The organism is Streptomyces pseudoechinosporeus, from assembly GCF_054783935.1.
The window spans coordinates 26,292-44,831 of record NZ_BAAGPS010000009.1 but is presented as its reverse complement, the minus strand read 5'-3'; the positions used below and the strand labels follow the sequence as shown (position 1 = coordinate 44,831).

16 protein-coding genes and 1 riboswitch are annotated in these 18,540 nt (G+C 70.1%); of the genes, 8 read left to right on the top strand and 8 right to left on the bottom strand.

Going from position 1 to position 18,540, the window contains the following annotated elements; all coding sequences use genetic code 11:
* Positions 1–111: 111 nt before the first annotated feature.
* From cobN to ACYVO6_RS11700, 6 genes are all read right to left on the bottom strand, one after another.
* A complete protein-coding gene (gene cobN / locus ACYVO6_RS11725) occupies positions 112–3,765 on the bottom strand; it encodes a cobaltochelatase subunit CobN (protein ID WP_461060114.1) in 3,654 nt (1,217 codons plus the stop codon).
* Complete coding sequence (locus tag ACYVO6_RS11720) at positions 3,762–5,273, bottom strand: cobyric acid synthase (RefSeq protein ID WP_461060112.1); 1,512 nt, start codon at positions 5,271–5,273, stop codon at positions 3,762–3,764. The genes cobN and ACYVO6_RS11720 overlap by 4 nt, the downstream gene beginning before the upstream one ends.
* Positions 5,270–6,241, bottom strand: coding sequence for a cobalamin biosynthesis protein (locus ACYVO6_RS11715; RefSeq protein ID WP_461060110.1), 972 nt, complete (start codon positions 6,239–6,241; stop codon positions 5,270–5,272). The genes ACYVO6_RS11720 and ACYVO6_RS11715 overlap by 4 nt, the downstream gene beginning before the upstream one ends.
* A 125-nt stretch (positions 6,242–6,366) precedes the next feature.
* Positions 6,367–6,509, bottom strand: a riboswitch (cobalamin riboswitch).
* A 70-nt stretch (positions 6,510–6,579) separates the two neighbouring features.
* On the bottom strand, positions 6,580–6,801 hold the full coding sequence (locus ACYVO6_RS11710) for a hypothetical protein (protein ID WP_461060108.1): 222 nt from the start codon (positions 6,799–6,801) through the stop codon (positions 6,580–6,582).
* Positions 6,802–6,813: 12 nt separating this feature from the next.
* Positions 6,814–8,019 (bottom strand): inorganic phosphate transporter, encoded by a 1,206-nt coding sequence (locus ACYVO6_RS11705; protein ID WP_461060106.1) that lies wholly within the window; start codon positions 8,017–8,019, stop codon positions 6,814–6,816.
* A 181-nt stretch (positions 8,020–8,200) separates the two neighbouring features.
* Positions 8,201–8,962, bottom strand: a complete 762-nt coding sequence (locus ACYVO6_RS11700) for a lysozyme (RefSeq protein WP_461061354.1) — start codon at positions 8,960–8,962, stop codon at positions 8,201–8,203.
* 196 nt (positions 8,963–9,158) lie between these two features.
* On the opposite strand from ACYVO6_RS11700, the gene ACYVO6_RS11695 reads away from it, so the two are divergent.
* The 3 genes from ACYVO6_RS11695 (at position 9,159) to ACYVO6_RS11685 (ending at position 12,640) form a co-directional block, all read left to right on the top strand.
* On the top strand, positions 9,159–9,857 hold the full coding sequence (locus ACYVO6_RS11695; RefSeq protein WP_461060104.1) for a class II aldolase/adducin family protein: 699 nt from the start codon (positions 9,159–9,161) through the stop codon (positions 9,855–9,857).
* A gap of 72 nt (positions 9,858–9,929) precedes the next feature.
* Positions 9,930–11,057 (top strand): alpha/beta hydrolase family protein, encoded by a 1,128-nt coding sequence (locus ACYVO6_RS11690; protein WP_461060102.1) that lies wholly within the window; start codon positions 9,930–9,932, stop codon positions 11,055–11,057.
* A gap of 179 nt (positions 11,058–11,236) precedes the next feature.
* Positions 11,237–12,640 (top strand): hypothetical protein, encoded by a 1,404-nt coding sequence (locus tag ACYVO6_RS11685; protein ID WP_461060100.1) that lies wholly within the window; start codon positions 11,237–11,239, stop codon positions 12,638–12,640.
* Positions 12,641–12,668: 28 nt separating this feature from the next.
* Here ACYVO6_RS11685 and ACYVO6_RS11680 read toward each other — a convergent pair whose 3' ends face one another.
* Entirely contained in the window at positions 12,669–13,082 is a 414-nt protein-coding gene (locus tag ACYVO6_RS11680) for a VOC family protein (RefSeq protein ID WP_461060098.1), read from the bottom strand.
* Positions 13,083–13,418: 336 nt separating this feature from the next.
* Here ACYVO6_RS11680 and ACYVO6_RS11675 point away from each other — a divergent pair, with 336 nt between their 5' ends.
* The 3 genes from ACYVO6_RS11675 to ACYVO6_RS11665 all read left to right on the top strand — a co-directional run bounded on the left by ACYVO6_RS11675 (position 13,419) and on the right by ACYVO6_RS11665 (position 16,568).
* Positions 13,419–15,017 carry an ABC-F family ATP-binding cassette domain-containing protein gene (locus ACYVO6_RS11675; protein WP_461060096.1) on the top strand — a complete coding sequence of 533 codons (1,599 nt, stop codon included), beginning with the start codon at positions 13,419–13,421 and terminating at the stop codon, positions 15,015–15,017.
* 406 nt (positions 15,018–15,423) lie between these two features.
* The gene (locus ACYVO6_RS11670; RefSeq protein WP_006123601.1) at positions 15,424–15,645 is read left to right on the top strand and encodes a helix-turn-helix domain-containing protein; all 222 of its coding nucleotides are present in this window, start codon (positions 15,424–15,426) and stop codon (positions 15,643–15,645) included.
* Between the two features lie 131 nt (positions 15,646–15,776).
* The gene (locus ACYVO6_RS11665) at positions 15,777–16,568 is read left to right on the top strand and encodes an enoyl-CoA hydratase/isomerase family protein (protein ID WP_461060094.1); all 792 of its coding nucleotides are present in this window, start codon (positions 15,777–15,779) and stop codon (positions 16,566–16,568) included.
* 345 nt (positions 16,569–16,913) lie between these two features.
* On the opposite strand, the gene ACYVO6_RS11660 is transcribed toward ACYVO6_RS11665, so the two are convergent.
* Positions 16,914–17,633, bottom strand: a complete 720-nt coding sequence (locus ACYVO6_RS11660; RefSeq protein ID WP_461060092.1) for a nucleopolyhedrovirus P10 family protein — start codon at positions 17,631–17,633, stop codon at positions 16,914–16,916.
* A 167-nt stretch (positions 17,634–17,800) separates the two neighbouring features.
* Here ACYVO6_RS11660 and ACYVO6_RS11655 point away from each other — a divergent pair, with 167 nt between their 5' ends.
* Both ACYVO6_RS11655 and ACYVO6_RS11650 read left to right on the top strand, forming a co-directional pair.
* Entirely contained in the window at positions 17,801–18,292 is a 492-nt protein-coding gene (locus tag ACYVO6_RS11655) for an Asp23/Gls24 family envelope stress response protein (protein WP_461060090.1), read from the top strand.
* A 61-nt stretch (positions 18,293–18,353) separates the two neighbouring features.
* Positions 18,354–18,539, top strand: a complete 186-nt coding sequence (locus ACYVO6_RS11650) for a hypothetical protein (RefSeq protein ID WP_461060088.1) — start codon at positions 18,354–18,356, stop codon at positions 18,537–18,539.
* Position 18,540 lies beyond the last annotated feature (1 nt).

Sequence of the window (18,540 nt, the reverse complement as noted above, 5' to 3'; positions counted from 1 at the left end):
TGACCAGGCTGTTGCTCTGGTCCCCGCCGACGCGGGGGTGGTCCTGGATTACGCCGACGGCGTTGCGGAAGCGCCAGGTTGTCCCCGCCGACGCGGGGGTCCCCAGGGAGATCACTCGTCTCCCTCCAGATCGCCCTCGAGCTCGAGGTAGGTCTGCCGGAGCCGGTCCAGGGTCTCCTGGTCCGGCTCCGCCCACAGCCCCCGGTCGGCTGCTTCGAGCAGGCGTTCCGTGATGCCCCTCAAGGCCCAGGGGTTGGACTGCTTCATGAAGGCCCGGTTCTCCGGATCGAAGACGTACTCGGCCGACAACTTCTCGTACATCCAGTCGTCGACCACGCCAGCCGTGGCGTCGTACCCGAAGAGGTAGTCGACGGTCGCCGCCATCTCGAACGCGCCCTTGTAGCCGTGCCTTCTCATTGCGCTCATCCAGCGCGGATTGACCACCCGGGCCCGGAAAACGCGATGGGTCTCCTCGCCGAGAGTCCGCGTCTTCACCTGGTCCGGGGTCGCCGAATCACCCACGTACGCCTCGGGACTGGCCCCCGTCAGATGCCGCACCATGGCGACCATCCCGCCGTGGTACTGGAAGTAGTCGTCCGCGTCGACCAAGTCATGCTCACGCGTATCGACGTTTTTCGCCGCCACAGCGATCCGCTTGAACGACGTCTCCATGTCCCCGCGCGCGGCCCGCCCCTCCAGCCCGCGCCCATACGCATAACCGCCCCACACCGCGTACACCTCGGCGAGGTCCGCGTCGCTCCTCCAGTTCCGCGCATCGATCAACGGCAGCAACCCCGCCCCATAAGCCCCCGGCTTCGACCCGAAAATCCGAGCCGTGGCCCGCCGCCGATCCCCGTGCTCGGCGGCATCCTCCTCCACATGCGCCCGTACGAAGTTGCTGTCCGCGGGCTCATCAAGCTCCGCCACCGTCCGCACCGCGTCATCGATCAGCCCCACCACATGCGGGAACGCATCCCGGAAGAACCCGGAGATACGGACCGTGACGTCAATCCGCGGCCGGCCCAGTTCCTCCACCGGAACCACCTCGAAGCCCGTCACCCGCCGCGACGCGTCGTCCCACACCGGCCGACACCCCAGCAGCGCCAGGATCTCCGCGATGTCATCGCCCTGCGTGCGCATCGCGGACGTACCCCAGACCGTCAGGCCGACCGACTTCGGGTACTCACCGGTGTCGGCCAGATACCGCTGCACGAGCGAGTCCGCGAGCGACTGCCCGACCTCCCAACTCAGCCTGGAAGGAATGGCCTTGGGGTCGACCGAGTAGAAGTTGCGGCCGGTCGGCAGGACGTTCACGAGCCCGCGCGTGGGCGAACCCGACGGCCCAGCCGGGACGTAACCGCCGTCCAGGGCCCGGAGGATGTGGTCGATCTCGTCCGTCGTACGGGCGAGACGCGGCACGACCTCACGGCACGCGAACTCCAACACCGCCACGGCGTCGGGGAGTTCGGAGCCGACGACCTCGCGTACGAGAGCGGGGACGGCCGTGACGTCCCACCCGCGCTCCTCCATGCCCTCCGCGACTCGGCGGCACAGGATCTCCAGGAGGTCGATCGCGTCCGAAGCCGTGCGGGACGGACCCTCGACGAGGTCCGTCAGCTCGACCGGCACCTTCATCGGCGCGCCCGGCTCGGCGAGCAACTCCTTCTCGATCAGGCCGAAATGAGACGCGAACGAGGCGCGTAGGCCCGGCAGCGCGTTCGCGGCGCCGCCCCACACCTGTGAGGCCCGCAGCACGGCGAGTACGAGATTGACGCGCGGTTCGCCCTCCGGACCGCCGCCCAGGATGTGCAGCCCGTCCCGGATCTGCACGTCCTTGATCTCGCACAGATAGCCGTCGATGTGCATGACGAATTCGTCGAATGCGTCGTCGTCCGGCTGATCGTCCACATGCAGGTCGTGATGCAGCTCGGCCGCTTTGACCAGCGTCCAGATCTGCGCGCGCACCGCGGGCGCCTTCGTCGGGTCCAAGTCGGACACGAGCGCGTACTCGTCGAGGAGCTGCTCCAGCTTCGCCAGATCCCCGTACGTGTCCGCTCGCGCCATCGGCGGTACCAGGTGGTCGACGACCGTGGCGTGACCGCGGCGCTTGGCCTGGGTGCCCTCGCCGGGGTCGTTGACGATGAAGGGGTAGATCAGCGGCAGGTCGCCGAGCACCGCGTCCGGTGCGCAACCACCGCTCAGACCGAGTCCCTTGCCCGGCAGCCATTCCATCGTGCCGTGCTTGCCCATGTGCACGATCGCGTCGGCGCCGAAGCTGTTTTCCAGCCACCGGTACGCCGCCATGTAGTGGTGCGACGGCGGCATGTCCGGGTCGTGGTAGATCGCGATCGGGTTCTCGCCGAAGCCGCGCGGCGGCTGGATCATCACGACGACGTTCCCGAACTGGAGGGAGGCCAGCACGATGTCGTCCCCGTCGACGTACAACGACCCCGGCGGCTCACCCCACGCCTCCAGCATCCCCTCCCGCAGCGCGGGGTCGAGCTTGTCGAACCACGCCTGGTAGTCGGCGAGCGGTACGCGCGCCGGCGCGGCGGCCAGCTGATCCTCCGTCAACCACTCGACGTCGTGACCGCCGGCCGCGATGAGCCGGTGGATCAACTCGTCGCCGTTGTCCGGGTATCCGCTCACCCCGTACCCGGCGTCCCGCAAGGCATCCAGCACCCGTACCGCCGATGCGGGTGTGTCCAGGCCCACCGCGTTCCCGACCCGCGAGTGCTTCGTCGGGTAGGCGGTGAAGACGAGGGCGAGCTTTTTCTCGTCGTTCGGCTTGTGCTTCAACTGCGCGTGCCGTACGGCGATTCCGGCCACCCGCCCGGCCCGCTCCGGATCGGCGACGTACACCGGAACGTCGTCAGGGCCTTGCTCCTTGAAGGAGAACGGGACCGTGACGATCCGACCGTCGAACTCCGGGATCGCGACCTGCATCGCCGCGTCCATGGGGGAGAGGGCGGCATCGGAGTCATCCCATGCCTGCTTCGACGATGTGAGGCAAAGCCCTTGCAGCACAGGGATGTTGAGATCGGCCAGCGCCCCGATGTCCCAGGCCTCCTCGTCACCGCCCGCCGAGGCCTGCGAGGCGTGCGTGCCTCCCGCCGCGAGCACCGTGGCGACCAGCGCGTCGGCTCGCCCGAGGATCTCGTACAGGCCCTCGTCGGCGCCGCGCAGCGAACCGCAGTACACGGGAAGGGCGTTGGCGCCGCGTGCCTCGATCGCGTCGCACAGGGTGTCCACGAAGGCGGTGTTGCCGGACAGTTCGTGGGCCCGGTAGAAGAGCACGCCGATGGTGGGGCGGCCGTCGGCGTACGGACGCTCGCCGTGGACGCCGTACTCGGCCATCTTCCGTGGTTCTTCGAAGCCCTCTCCCGTGAGCAGCACGGTGTCGGAGAGGAAGCGGGCCAGCTCGGCGAGGTTCCCGGGGCCACCCTCGACGAGGTACCGCAGCGCCTCCGCCACGACACCGGCCGGCACCGATGACTCGGCCATCAACTCCGCGTCGGGGACGGCCTCTCCGCCGAGCAGAACCGTCGGGATCCCGGACGCCTTCAACGCCGCGAGCCCGTCCTCCCAGGCGCGTTTGCCACCCAGCAGGCGTACGACGGCGATGTCCGCGCCCTCGAGCAGCGCGGGAAGGTCCTCCGCCACATCCACCCGGGTCGGATTGCCGATCCGGTACGAGGCGCCGGAAGCGGCCCGGGCCGCCAGCAGATCCGTATCGGCGGTCGACAACAACAGCACTGTGCTCATGCGGGCGCTCCCGGTGGAATGAAGGGCAGTCCTGACGGCGCGCCCGACTCGATGAGCCGCCACAGCGCGTCCGTGTCCGCGTGGTTCTCGATCAGATCGCCGAGCCGGTCCAGCTGTTCCTCGCGCAGCGCGGCGAACGAGGTGTCGGCGGCCGGTACGAAACGGCGGCCCGCGGCGACCGCCACCTCGCGCAGGAAGGCCCGCCGGAAACCGTCCGACTCCAGCGAGCCGTGCCAGTGCGTCCCCCAGACCTCGCCGACCCGGCAGCCGTCCAAGAAGGGGGCTCCGCCGGTGACTTCGGCGACGCCGTGATGGATCTCGTACCCCTCGACGTGCTCGCCGAGCGCCTCGCCGACGGGCCGGGTGAGGGTCTTCTCGCGCTCGAACCGGACGCGTACGGGGAGGAGTCCGAGTCCGTCGACATGACCCGCGCGTGACTCGACCTCGTCCTCGATGTGCTTGCCGAGCACCTGGAAGCCGCCGCAGATGCCGAGGACGGGCCGCCCCTCAGCGGCTCTGCGCATCAGCGCATCCGCGAGGCCGCGCTCCCGCAGCCACTCCAGGGCGCGCACCGTCCCGCGGGTCCCCGGGATCACCACGAGGTCGGCGTCGGTCAACTCCTCGGGGCGGTCCACGAACCGCACCACGACGCCGGGTTCGGCGGCCAGAGCGTCCACGTCGGTGAAGTTGGACATCAGGGGGATCGCGCAGACGGCAACCCGTAGGACGTCCTCCCCGACGGGCGGAGCGACCACGGACTCGCGCACCGCGCCCCGCAGTGACACGCGCAGCCCGTCCTCCTCGTCGATGCCGAGGCCATGCTGGAAGGGGAGTACGCCGTATGTGGAGCGACCGGTGAGGTTGTGGAGCATGTCCAGCCCCGGCTCCAACAGCGACACATCGCCGCGGAACTTGTTGACCAGGAACCCGGCGACAAGTGCCTGATCCTCCTGCGACAGCAGAGCGACCGTCCCGAAGAACGACGCGAAGACCCCGCCACGGTCGATGTCACCGACCACCAGCACAGGGAGCCGGGCATTCCTGGCGATCCCCATGTTCACGATGTCGGTCCGCCGCAGATTGATCTCGGCGGGACTGCCCGCCCCCTCGCAGATCACCGCGTCATACGTGCCCCGCAACTCGGCCAGACACTCCAGCACGGTCCCGAGAAGCTTCTCCTGCCTGCCACCGTGGTAGCCGCGCGCGCTCAACTCGCCCACGGGCTTGCCCATGAGGACGACCTGACTGCTCCTGTCACTTCCCGGCTTCAGCAGTACGGGGTTCATGAGCGCTGTCGGCTCGACGCGTGCGGCCTGTGCCTGCATGGCCTGTGCGCGCCCGATCTCGGCGCCCTCGCGTGTGACGAACGAATTGAGGGACATGTTCTGCGCCTTGAAGGGGGCGACTTTCACCCCTTGGCGCACCAGCCACCGGCAGATCCCGGCGGTGATGACGCTCTTGCCGGCGTCGGAGGTGGTTCCGGCGACGAGCAGCCCGCCGCCACTCATGACGTACGTCCCTTTGCGATGAGCCGACCGGTGAGGAGCCGTCTCATGACGAGCCGCCCGGCGACGGTCGCACCGAGTGCGAGCCGGCTCACGCGCCGCGAGAGCCGCACAGCCTGCTCGATGTCGTCGACCCGCACGGCCCGCCCCTCGCCGTTGAGTACCGGCCGGTGCTCAACTCGCCCCCCGTACGACAGCGTTCCGCCCAGCCGTACTCCCAACGCCCCCGCGAACGAGGCCTCGACGGGCCCGGCGTTGGGGCTCGGGTGCCGTTCGGCGTCAGCGCGCCAGGCGCGTACGGCCCCGCGTGGATCGCTGCCCGCGACGGTCGCGAGCACGGCGGTCAGGCGGGCGCCCGGCCACCCCGCCACGTCGTCGAGCCGTGCCGAAGCCCAGCCGTACCGCCGGTACTTGGGCGACTTGTGCCCGACCATGGCATCCAGCGTGTTGACGGCCCGGAAGCCGACGAGCCCGGGCACACCTGCCGCGGCGCCCCACACCAGCGCGCCGACCACCGCGTCGGAGGTGTTCTCGGCGACGGACTCGACGACGGCCCGGGCGATCCCGTCGGCGTCCAGCGCCTGGGGGTCCCGTCCGCACAGGTGCGGCAGCCGTTCCCGGGCCGTCTCGATGTCTCCTGCGGCGAGTGCCTCGCCGATAGCACGGGCCTCGCGGCCGAGCGAAGTCCCGCCGACCACGGCCCAGGTGGCGGCGGCGGTCAGCGCTATGGAGGCGGTACGGGACGTACGTACGGAAGTGGCGGCGAGGGCCGCAAGAGATACGGCACCGCCGGCGCACACGGCGGTGTGCAGCGCGCCCCACCCGCGGTGGTCCCGCCACAACACCCGTTCCACGGCGCCCGCGGCCCGCCCGAACGCGGCGACCGGATGCCCACGGCGTGGATCGCCGAGGAGTTGGTCACCGAGGAGGCCGGCGGCGGCGCCGTACGCGAAAACGCGATCGGCACGCATGGGGTCAGCCTGTCGCTACGTCAGGCAGAACCCTTGGGGCCCTCGAAACCCTCGTACTCGGCAAACTGAACCGCAACAGGCAGCCGCACATGGCGATATGTCCTCACTCAGGGTGTCCGCGCCCTGGTTCGACGAGACCGACGGCGAGAGTTCCTGGCTCCCGGGACTTGCTTCCCCGGTGACAGTGGCGGGACCGCGCCGGACTCACACCGGCTTCCTCTTCTGCCGCCGTACTTGGCTCGGGCAGTCCACCACGCCCATCAGCAGCCGTCAACTTGCCGCTGACCTGCGAAGGGAGAGTGTGCGAAGGCCCACACAGGCGGGTGGGTTGCGGGACGTCAGGCCACGATCAGGTAGATGCCGTACGCCACCGCCGCCGTGCATGCCGTGAAGCAGGCGTACGCGCCGGTCGTCGCGAGGGTCGCGGAGTTGCCGTGGGCGGACGCCGACTCGCGCTTGGAGAGGCCGGCGATGCCGAGGGTGAAGAGGCCCACGAGGGCGACGGTGACGATGAGGCTGACTCCGAAGACGGAGCCGAGGGCTGCCCAATCGATCTTCATGCTGTTCGTTCCTTAGACCGTGGCGGTACGGGCGGGCTCGGTGTCCGGCTCTTCGACGGTGCCCGTCGGGGGCGGGGTGACGGCGGTGATGGCCGTGGTCACCACGTCGGCGGGCTCCTCGACCTCGTTGACGTTCGTGTGGTCGATCACCTGGCGGCGGGAGACCACCCAGATCGCGGCGCTGGACGCGACCAGGAAGACGGCGACGAACGCGGTGCCCCAGATACCGAAGGAGGTCACGTACTCCGCGATCGCGGCGACCAGAGCCGCGGCCGGCAGCGTCAGGCCCCAGGCGACGAACATCCGGGTGGCGGTGGACCAGCGGACCACACCGCCCTTGCGGCCGAGACCCGCGCCCATCACCGAGCCGGAGACCGAGTGCGTGGTGGACAGGGAGAAGCCGAGGTGCGAGGAGGCCAGGATGACGGTGGCCGCGCTGGTCTGGGCGGCGAAGCCCTGCTGCGGCTGGAGGTCGGTCAGGCCCTTGCCCATCGTGCGGATGATGCGCCAGCCGCCCAGGTACGTGCCGAGCGCGATCGCGAGACCGGCGGAGAGGATGACCCAGACCGGCGGGTCCGAGTCGGGGGCGACGGCGCCGCCGGCGACCAGGGCGAGAGTGATGATGCCCATGGTCTTCTGCGCGTCGTTGGTGCCGTGAGCCAGTGAGACGAGTCCTGCGGAGGCGATCTGACCCGTGCGGTAGCCCTTCTTGGCGGCTTCGCCGTTCGCGTTCCTGCCGAGCTTGTACGTCAGCCGGGAGGCGAGCATCGCGGCGAGGCCCGCGACCAGCGGGGCGGCGATCGCGGGGATCAGCACCTTGGTGACGAGGACGTCGCCGTGCACCGCGCCGACGCCGGCCGAGGCGATGGTGGCGCCGATCAGGCCGCCCATGAGGGCGTGCGAGGAACTGGACGGCAGGCCGACGAGCCAGGTCAGCAGGTTCCAGAGGATGGCGCCGACGAGCGCGGCGAAGATCACCTCGGGTTGTATGCCCTCTTCGTTGACCAGACCCTTGGAGATCGTGTTGGCGACCTCCACGGAGAGGAACGCGCCGACGAGGTTGAGTACGGCGGACATGGCCACCGCGGCCTTGGGCCGCATGGCGCCGGTCGAGATGGTGGTGGCCATCGCGTTGGCGGTGTCGTGGAAACCGTTCGTGAAATCGAACGCGAGGGCAGTGACCACCACTATCGCGAGGATCAGCGAGAAGTTCTCCATTTACCCGGTCTTCTATCGGACGTCAGCGGCTTGTGGACCGTAGGCAACCTGGATGAACGGAAGATGAACTTGACAGGACAGTGAGGTGTACCGAAACGGGGCGCCGCCCCTCCGGGTGTACCGGAGGGGCGGCGCGGGAGTCGAACTGATGCGGAGTGCTGGGCTCCGCTAGCCCTTGCTTCTAGCCCTTCGCGAACTTCTTGAGCCGGCTCATGGACCCGTTGAAGAGATTCTGGTCACCCGGCAGGCTCCCGCCGTTGTCGTACTGCCAGAACGTCCATGTCCTCCAGCCCGCCGGCAGCGACCCCGCCGACGAGCTGTAGCGGGCCAGCCAGAGCGCGTGGTTCGAGGCGAACGCGGAGCTGTTGCCGGTGCAGTTCTTCCACCAGTGCGTGGTGGTGTAGATCACCGGGCGACGGCCGGTCTGCCGCTTCACCTCGTTGCTGAACGACTTGATCCAGCCGACCATCTTGGCCTTGCTCAGGCCGTAGCACTTCTTCTTGCCGTACGGGTTGTACTCGATGTCGAGCGCGGGCGGCAGCGTCCAGCCGTCCGCTCGCCAGTCGCCTCCGTTGCGTACGAAGTACGCCGCCTGGGTCTTGCCCGACGACTTGTGCGGCAGTGCGAAGTGGTACGCCCCGCGGACCAGGCCCGCGTTGCGCGCGCCGTGGTACTGCTGGCCGTAATAGGGATTGCGGTACGTGTGGGACTCGGTCGCCTTCACATAGACGAACCTGGCGCCTTTGCTCTTCGCCTTCGACCAGTTGACGCTCTTCTGGTGCGAGGAGACGTCGTGCCCCTTGGGCTTGGCGGCTGCCGAGACCGGCATCTCGACGAGGGCGGTGGTGCCGATGGTCAGTGTCGCCACGGAGAGCACGGCGAAGCGGGCATGGCGACTACGGGACAGTTGGCGACTTCGGGACGGTTTGCGATCACGGGCCACAGTTCCCCCCGGAATGGCGGCGTGCACGACAAATCTCCCTGAGGGTATGGGAAGAACCGCGAAACTCCGTCGCTCGTCGGCCAATTGCTCCGGGCGGGCGTTCTGTTCGTATATGCGCCCTTTCGGAGGTGCGTGTTCCGCCCTAAAGTGCCCTCGCCCGCGCCGGGTCGGTGTACGTGGCTGGCAGGATCGCGGCATGGCTGAACAGCGGTGGGACGCGAGCGACGGGCGGGACGTGGCGGGGCAGGGCGCGCGGGACGCGACGGAACGGGCCTGGCGCGAGCTTGTGGCGACGGCCCGCCGGACGGTGTCCGAGGGTCTGGTCGTCGGTACGTCGGGCAATGTGTCGGTCCGGGTGGGGGACACCGTCCTGGTCACGCCGACCGGAGTCCCGTACGACGAACTCCGCCCGGAGGACGTCTGCGGGGTCGGTCTCGACGGCCGACAGGTGCTCGGTTCACTCGTTCCGACCAGCGAACTGCCCATGCATCTGGCGGTCTACCGCGCCACCGACGCCCGCGCCGTCGTCCACACGCACGCCGTGCACGCCACGGCCGTCTCCACGCTCGTCCCGGAGCTGCCGCTCATCCACTACATGGCCGCCGCGCTCGGCGGCCCGGTCCGCGTCGCCCCCTACGCGACCTACGGCACGGAAAAGTTGGCCGAGAACATGCTCCGGGCGCTGCAGAACCGCACGGCCTGCCTCCTCCAGAACCACGGCACCCTCACCTACGGCACCACCCTCCTCCAGGCCTACGACCGAACGGCCCAGCTGGAATGGATGTGCCGCCTGTGGCTGACGGCGTCGTCGCTTCCGGGCCACTCGCCGTCGCTGCTGAGCCCGGAGCAGGTGGCGGAAGTGGGGGAACGGTTGAAGGGGTACGGCCAGCCGTAACCGTCCCTGGCCCGTACTTTTCACGGGCCCCTTCGGCTGGCCGACAGCGCACTCCGTCGGGAGACTGGACCCGTGCGCACCGTGAAAGTGACGGCCGCGGCCGTCACCGCCGCCCTGGCCGCCGGAGCCGCCACCGTCGCGGCCGGCCGCTTCGCGAGCGACGCCGCCCTGAGGGCGTCGCCGGACAGACCGCTGCCCACCGAACCCCGGCTCACCGTGCACGCCACGGCCGCCGGGCAGATCACGCTCACCCGCGCCCTCGCCTCCCTGCGACCAGGCATGTACGGCCTGAGCGGCAACGGGAGCCACGCCGTCATCGGTACGGTCCTTCAGGCCGCCCCGCACCCCGCCGACACGGTCGTACGCCGACTGGAACGCGTCACCCACGGCACCCTGGAACCGGGTGACAAGGTGTGGTTCACCCCGAACGTGCACATCGGCGACCCGAGCACCGCGCTCGGCCTCGACCACACCGACGTCGACATCCCCGGCGAACTCGGCGCGCTGCCCGCCTGGTTCGTGCCCGGCGCCCGCGAGCCCTGGGTGATCACCGTGCACGGTCTGGGCACCACCCGCGAACACCCCATGAACGTCATGGAGTTGCTGCACCGCCTCCGCTTCCCCGTCCTCGACCTCGCCTACCGCGGCGACCTCGGCGCACCCCGCCCACCGGACGGCCTGAGCCACCTCGGCGAGACCGAGTGGCCCGACCTCGACGCGGCGATCCGCTACGCCGTGCGCTCCGGCGCCGAACAGGTCATCCTGTACGGCTGGTCCACCGGCGCCACCATGGCGGTGCGCGCCGCCGCGCATTCCGCGCTGCGCGACCGGATCTCCGGGCTCGTGCTGGACTCGCCCGTCCTCAGCTGGGAGGACACGCTGCGTGCCCTCGCCGCGGCCCGCCGCACGCCTGGTGCCCTGCTGCCGCTGGCCGTCCGCGCCGCCCAGGGCCGCACGGGCCTGCACGGCGACCGGATCCAGGGCGCGACCGACCCCGACCTGCTCAAGGTGCCGGTGCTCGTCCTGCACGGTCCGGATGACGCGGTCGCCCCCTGGGCGCACTCCCGCCGCCTCGCCGACCGCCGCCCCGACCTGGTCACCCTGCACACCGTCCGGAACGCTCCGCATGGCGCCATGTGGAACGCCGACCCGGCCGGTTACGAAGAGGCCCTGCGCCGCTTCCTCACTCCGCTGATGTAGCCCTCGCCTCCCCCCTCCTTCCTGTTCCTTCCTGCTCCTTTCTGGCTTCCGGTTGGCCCCGAAGCGCCTGGTGGTTCGGGGCCTGCGAGCGCCCGTGAAGCCCGGTGCGTTGGCCTCCCCTGTCGCCCTCCGCGACATTCCGTTTGGGTTTTCGGACCGTCAACCGGAAGACTGCCCCCGTGACGTCCCGTATCCCGCGCGACTCCAGGCTCCGACTCGTCCGCTCACGACCCCTGGCCGCCGCACCCCGAGCGATGAACCAGCGGCGTACGCGCCGACCCGCACCGCGCCCGCCCGAGGGCACCCCGGCACCCGCGGAGCTGGCCCGTATGGCGCGCGCCCAGCTCGCCGGCGCGGCCCGTGTCGCCCGCTGGGCCGACGCCGCGCTGAGCCCTGGCCGGGACCGCGACGGCACGACCCCCGACGGCACGGGCACGCTCTCCGAGACCTCCGCCCAACAGGCGGCCGGCGACCTGGCCCTGACTCCGGCTCAGGTCCGCGCGGACTGGGACACCGCACGTCTCGCGGGCCTCATCGAGGTGCACGGCGACAGCGCACGCCCCGGCTGGCGGCTGCGCGCCTGGAACCGCGACGACAGCGCCGTACTCCGCGGCTGGGTCGCCCTCTTCGACGCCTGGTCGCTCGCCTGCCCGGAGCCCGAGGACCAGGAGCACGCGGCCGTCGCCGAAGTCGTCTCCGCGATGCCCCAAGTGCTCTCCTTCCTCCAGCTCTCGGCCGGCCCCGTCCCCGTCACCCAACTCCTCGACCTGCTCGAACAACGCGTCACGGAACTGCGCACCGAGCGCTGCGAGATCCCCTACGGACCGCAGCCCGAACCTGTCGAGGACCCGGCCCAGGACACCCCGCTGGCGCCCCTGCTCGACTGGGCCCTGCACGCCCTCGCCTCCGTGGGTGCCCTCACCTGCGACGACGGCCAGGCCACGCTCACCCCGCTGGGCAGTTGGGCGGTGTGGGTCAAGCTGGAGCAGATCTGCGTCGCCGCGCAGAGCCCCGCCGGGAACATCGAGCAGCCGGCCGAGGACATGCTCCGCGGCTGCGCCCAGCTGCGTCCGAACGCGGCCCGTGCCGAATACCGCGCCTGGCTCGCCGCCCGCCCCGTCGGCAGCGCCGTCACCGAACTCCTCGACGCCGCCCGTGGCGAGGACGCCCTGCTGCGCGGGCTCGCCTTCGAAGCGCTGCGCGTCGTCGGCGCCCCCGCCGAGCCGGACGTACGCGCCGTCGTCGACGAGGTCCACCTGCGTCCGTACGCCCTGCTGTGGCTCGCCGTGCACGACGGTCACGATCCCGAGGACGCCCACGAGATCCTCACCCGCGAAGAGGCCACCTGGCTGTGGGTGGACACCGCCGCGGCCGTCGCCGACCACGGCGAAGCCCCGCTGCTCGTACGGCACTTGGAGTCCGCGGTGCAGCCCACCGTGCCCGCGCTCCTCGACGAGGTCCGCGCCGTCGGCCACCCCCGCACCGTGCAGGTCCTGGTGGCACTCGCCGCCGCTCACCCCGACCCGGCCCTGGCCAGGGCCGTACGCCGCGCCGCCTTCCAGGTGCACACCGGAGGCAACTGAGAGCGTCGGCCGAAGGGCAGGCGGGGCGTCAGGCCTGTATCTCGGGGGCGTATGTGCCGAAGCTCCAGATATTGCCCTCGAGGTCACGGGCCATGTAGTCCCGCGATCCGTAGTCCTGGTCCGTCGGGGGCATGAGGATCTCCGCCCCGTGGTCGACGGCCCGCTGGTGGTGTGCGTCGACGTCGTCCACGACGACATACACCCCGGTGTGCGTCGAGCCCTTCATCGCCTCGTCGAAACGGCCGCCGCGGCCCCTGGAGCCGAGCATCACCGCGCCGTTGCCCTGCACCAGCTCCGCGTGCAGCACCGTGCCGCCCTCGCCCTCGTACACCGACGCCTCGATGAAGCCGAAGGCCTCCGTGAGCTGCCTGATCGCGGCCTTCGCGTCCCCGTACAGCAGCGTCGGAAAGATGCTCGGGCGTCCGCCCACCGTGCCCGCCATGGCCACCACTTCCTCTCGCCTCGTCGCCGGATGAACCTGCTGAATGTGACCTGTTCCTCAGTCTTGCACCCGGCACTGACATCGCCCTCGGAGCCGGAATCCCCCGGGAGACCTTCGGGGCAGCGAACTGCCGGGCCGCAAAGGTGACGTAGAACATGCGCGCGCAGAAAAACTGCTTGCAAGCCCCCGTTAGACTGGCCCCATGGCCATTCTCCTCGCGCATTAGACGGCGTGATCGCCCCGCCCGTCGCCCGCCACCACCCTTCCAAGGGCGCGCTACGCGCGGAACCACCTCATTCGCCCACCCCGTCATCGACCCTGCCCTGGAGTCTGTCCGTGATTTCCGCCTCTGGTATCGAGCTGCGCGCCGGTGCCCGCATCCTCATCGAGTCCGCCACCTTCCGCATCGCCAAGGGTGACCGCATCGGCCTGGTCGGCCGCAACGGCGCGGGCAAGACCACGCTCACCAAGGTCCTCGCAGGTGAGGGCATGCCGGCCGCGGGTACCGTCACCCGCTCCGGCGAGGTCGGCTACCTCCCGCAGGACCCGCGTACCGGCGACCTCGACATGCTCGCCCGCGACCGCATCCTGTCCGCACGCGGCCTGGACACCCTGATCCGCAAGATGCGCGACAACGAGCAGCGCATCGCCAACGGCACGGGTGCCACGCGCGAGAAGGCGCTCAGGCAGTACGAGCGCCAGGAGACGGAGTTCCTCACCAAGGGCGGCTACTCCGCCGAGGCCGAGGCCGCCACCATCGCCGCCGCGCTCAACCTGCCGGACCGGGTGCTAGGCCAGCCCCTGCATACGCTCTCCGGCGGTCAGCGCCGCCGTATCGAGCTGGCCCGCATCCTCTTCTCGGACGCGGACACCCTGCTCCTCGACGAGCCGACGAACCACCTCGACGCCGACTCGATCGTCTGGCTGCGCGACTACCTGAAGACCTACCGCGGCGGCTTCATCGTGATCTCCCACGACGTCGAACTCGTCGACACAGTCGTCAACAAGGTGTTCTACCTCGACGCCAACCGCTCCCAGATCGACGTCTACAACATGGGCTGGAAGCTGTATCAGCAGCAGCGCGAGGCCGACGAGAAGCGCCGCAAGCGCGAGCGGCAGAACGCCGAGAAGAAGGCTTCCGCCCTCCACTCGCAGGCCGACAAGATGCGCGCCAAGGCCACCAAGACCGTCGCCGCGCAGAACATGGCCCGCCGTGCCGACAAGCTGCTGGCCGGCCTGGAGGCCGAGCGCAAGTCCGACAAGGTCGCCAAGCTGCGCTTCCCCGAGCCCGCGCCCTGCGGCAAGACGCCGCTCACCGCCGAGGGCCTGTCGAAGTCGTACGGCTCCCTGGAGATCTTCACCGATGTCGACCTGGCCATCGACAAGGGTTCGCGCGTCGTCATCCTCGGCCTCAACGGCGCTGGAAAGACCACTCTGTTGAGGCTTCTCGGCGGTGTGGAGAAGCCCGACACCGGCCAGGTCACCGAGGGCCACGGCCTCAAGCTCGGCTACTACGCGCAGGAGCACGAGACCCTCGACCCGGACCGCACGGTGCTGGAGAACATGCGCTCCGCGAACCCCGACCTCGACCTCGTCGAGGTACGCAAGACCCTCGGCTCGTTCCTGTTCTCCGGCGACGACGTCGACAAGCCGGCCCGGGTCCTCTCCGGCGGCGAGAAGACCCGCCTCGCGCTCGCCACCCTCGTGGTGTCGTCCGCGAACGTCCTCCTCCTCGACGAGCCGACCAACAACCTCGACCCGGCCAGCCGCGAGGAGATCCTCGGCGCCCTGCGCACCTACAAGGGCGCCGTCGTCCTCGTCACGCACGACGAGGGCGCGGTCGACGCGCTCCAGCCGGAGCGGATCATCCTGCTGCCCGACGGCGTCGAGGACCTGTGGGGCGCGGACTACGCGGACCTCGTCGCCCTCGCCTGAGGCTCCTTGCGATCCGTATGGCCCGCGCGGCCGCTGCCCTGGAAGCCCGGGCCGGGGGCAGCGGTGCTTGATCGAAAGACTGATCAACTGCGTATGGATCATTCGGCTCATGCGTGATCCATCATCTGTGTGAGATCTCCTCGTACCGAGGTGTGTCGTACATCGATTTCGCGGCCGGGCCCTCGGCCCGCAAAAGCCCGGCCGCCCCGCTCCGCTGACCTGGACCTTCACCGGTGAACCCGTTCGGCCGTACGGACACGGCCGTCCGGAACTCTGGATTCCGGTCGTGAGGAAGACCTCCCGCGACTCAAAGCTTGTCCTACGGACCTTGCCGAATGGGTGGCCAGGAAGCTCTTGAGGGGTGATCATGAGAAGTCCAGAGCGCACTTCCCATGAGGAGGCACGGGTGGCCGAGACTCTGAAGAAGGGCAGCCGGGTGACCGGCGCCGCGCGCGACAAGCTCGCGGCAGACCTGAAGAAGAAGTACGACTCCGGTGCGAGCATCCGGGCACTGGCCGAGGAGACCGGCCGCTCGTATGGCTTCGTCCACCGGATGCTCAGCGAGTCGGGAGTCACGCTTCGAGGGCGTGGCGGAGCGACGCGCGGTAAGAAGGCCGCGTCGGCCTGAAGCCGGGCGCTTCTCGTTCTCCGACGGTGGCCACCCGGTCGGTCCGGTGACGGACCGGGTGGTTACTGTGCAGTCACTTAAGGGTGCCCTCGTAAGGCACCCACTCTGACCGCACCCATCGGAGGCGCCCCATGGCTTCGCTCGACCCGGTACTCGACAAGGACGGCGTACGGCTCACCGTCGACGAGGCGATCGCCACGGTGACGCTGACCAACCCGGCCAAGCGCAATGCGCAGAGCCCCGCCCTGTGGCGGGCGCTGGCCGAGGCCGGGCGGCTGCTGCCGGGCACCGTTCGCGTTGTCGTGCTGCGCGCGGAGGGCAAGTCCTTCTCCGCGGGGCTCGACCGGCAGGCGTTCACGCCCGAGGGGTTCGAGGGCGAGCCGTCGTTCATCGAACTCGCGCGCGGTTCCGATGCCGAGCTCGACGCGACGATCGCCGGGTACCAGGAGGGTTTCACCTGGTGGCGGCGCAGCGACATCGTGTCCATCGCCGCTGTGCAGGGGCATGCCATCGGGGCGGGCTTCCAGCTTGCGCTCGCCTGCGATCTGCGCGTTGTCGCGGACGATGTGCAGTTCGCCATGCGGGAGACCAGTCTGGGGCTCGTGCCCGACCTCACGGGGACGCATCCGCTGGTGGGGCTGGTCGGGTATGCCCGGGCGCTGGAGATCTGCGCGACGGGGCGGTTTGTGCCGGCCGAGGAGGCGGTGAGTACTGGGCTTGCGAACCTTGCTGTGCCTGTGGGGCAGCTTGATGACGCGGTGCGGGATCTGGGGGCGGCGTTGGTGGCTGCGCCGCGGGATGCGCTGGTCGAGACCAAGGCGTTGCTTCAGGGTGCCGTTGACCGTACGTACGAGGACCAGCGGGTCGCGGAGCGTGCGGCGCAGGCTCGGCGGCTGCGGGACCTTGCTGGGGTCGGCGACTAAGCGCTCCGCTGGGGGCGCGGTTTGAAGCTGCGGGTGCGTTGTGGCTGGTCGCGCCGTTCCCCGCGGGGTGCCTCCGGCGGTTGGGCGGCTGCGGGTGCGTGGTGGCTGGTCGCGCCGTTCCCCGCGCCCCTGGGTGCGTGGTGGGTCGGGGCCGTGGGCCGGTGCGTCAGCCCGTCGCAGGGCGGGCGTACGGCCCTGGGCTGGTACAGGGTCCTGGTTCTCCGAGACAGAACCTAAGCGACGGGCATAGGACGCACCGGCCCACGGCCCCTCCCGCCGGTGGGAGGCTGCGGGTGCGTGGGGGTGCGGGCTTTCAGCGAAAAGGGCGCTCCTAGCCTGGCATGCTCAGGCCCTGATCCTTGTGATCAGTACCGCCACTGACGGGTGGTCCGGGAGTGCCTCGCTCGCTGCACCTCGGACCTCGCGGGCCACGTCCAGGGTTCGCCGGTTCGCGTGGGCCTCGAGCTCCACGCGGACGTGACGGCGCGGCAGGGCAGCTTCACCTGCGCGCTCCTCGATGTGCACCGCGTGGCCCAGGCCGGCGAGTGTGCCGGTCAGGCGGGCTACCCCTGGGACAGCCAAGGCTGCGGCGGCTACTCGGGACTCGTCGTCGTCCCGTTGCCGCTCAGGCTCGGGTTCCCTGGTCTGCTGCTCGTCATCAGGGCGTGCGTCGGGCTCGTCGCCCTCCTCCAGCAACCCCGTCACCCGTAGATCCACCTCCGTGACCGTCAGCCCGAGCCGCTCCGTCGCCGCCTCGGCGAGAGCGGCTCGCAGGCGGGACGCGAGGGTGGGGAGGGGTTCGCCGGTTGTGAGGGTGGCCGTGAACTCGCCGCTGATCCGCAGCGGGCCGGGCGGCAGCGCGCTCGGCGGAGGCGGTACGGCTGCCTCGTACGTCTGGTCCGGCTCGGCGAGTGCGAGCCGGAGCGTGCCGAGGTGTACGCCGGGTACATGGCGTGCGGCGCGGCGCAGTACGGAGTCGGCCGCCCTCTCCGTGATCCAGGCGCCGTCGCGCGGGCCGCCCAGGGGCACGATTCTGCCGAGGCCGAGTTGGTGTCGTACGCTCACCCGTCTCCCACCACCGCCCTATTCGAAGGCGCTTCGCGCCGCCCTTCATTCTTAGCCCACCGGTCCGTCATTGCTCCAGCCTGCCGCATCCCCGGCGCGCAGCCGGGGAACCCCGCTTAGTGTGGGCGATGGAGGTCAAATGGAGGCCAATCGGAAGGGACACGGCGATGACCGACATGACTCAGCGGAAGCCGGAAACTCCCGAGGGCGAGCAGCAGCCGGACGCCCAGCAGCCCCGGAAGACCGGCATGACCAAGCGCGGCGGAGGCGACCCGGCCACCCGGGGGCGTACCACCATCGCGGACGGTGTGGTCGAGAAGATCGCCGGACTCGCCGCCCGCGACGTCCTAGGCGTGCATGCGATGGGCAGCGGGCTCTCCCGGACCTTCGGTGCCGTACGCGACCGGGTTCCCGGCGGTTCGAGATCGGCCACGCGGGGCGTCAAGGCCGAGGTCGGCGAGGTGCAGACGGCACTCGACCTGGAGATCGTCGTCGACTACGGCGTATCCATCAGGGATGTCGCCAGTGCCGTACGGGAGAACGTGATCACGGCCGTCGAGCGCATGACGGGGCTCGAGGTCGTCGAGGTCAATATCGCGGTGAGCGACGTCAAACTGCCGGAAGAAGAGGACGAGGAGCCGGAGCCCCGGCTTCAATGACGCCACACCACTGATGACTCACTGAGGGCCTCGCACCAGTGACCTGCTGAGGAGCGCACCAATGAGCATGGCCGTGATCGGCATGATCGCCGGAATGGCGCTGGGTTTCGCCGGGTACTTCGGCGGCTTCGGTGCCTTTCTCCTGGTGGCGGCGCTGGGCGCCGTCGGCTTCGTCGTGGGCCGGTTCCTGGAGGGGGACCTGGAAGCCGGTGACTTCTTCCGTAGCCGTGACAACCGGCGGCGGTGAC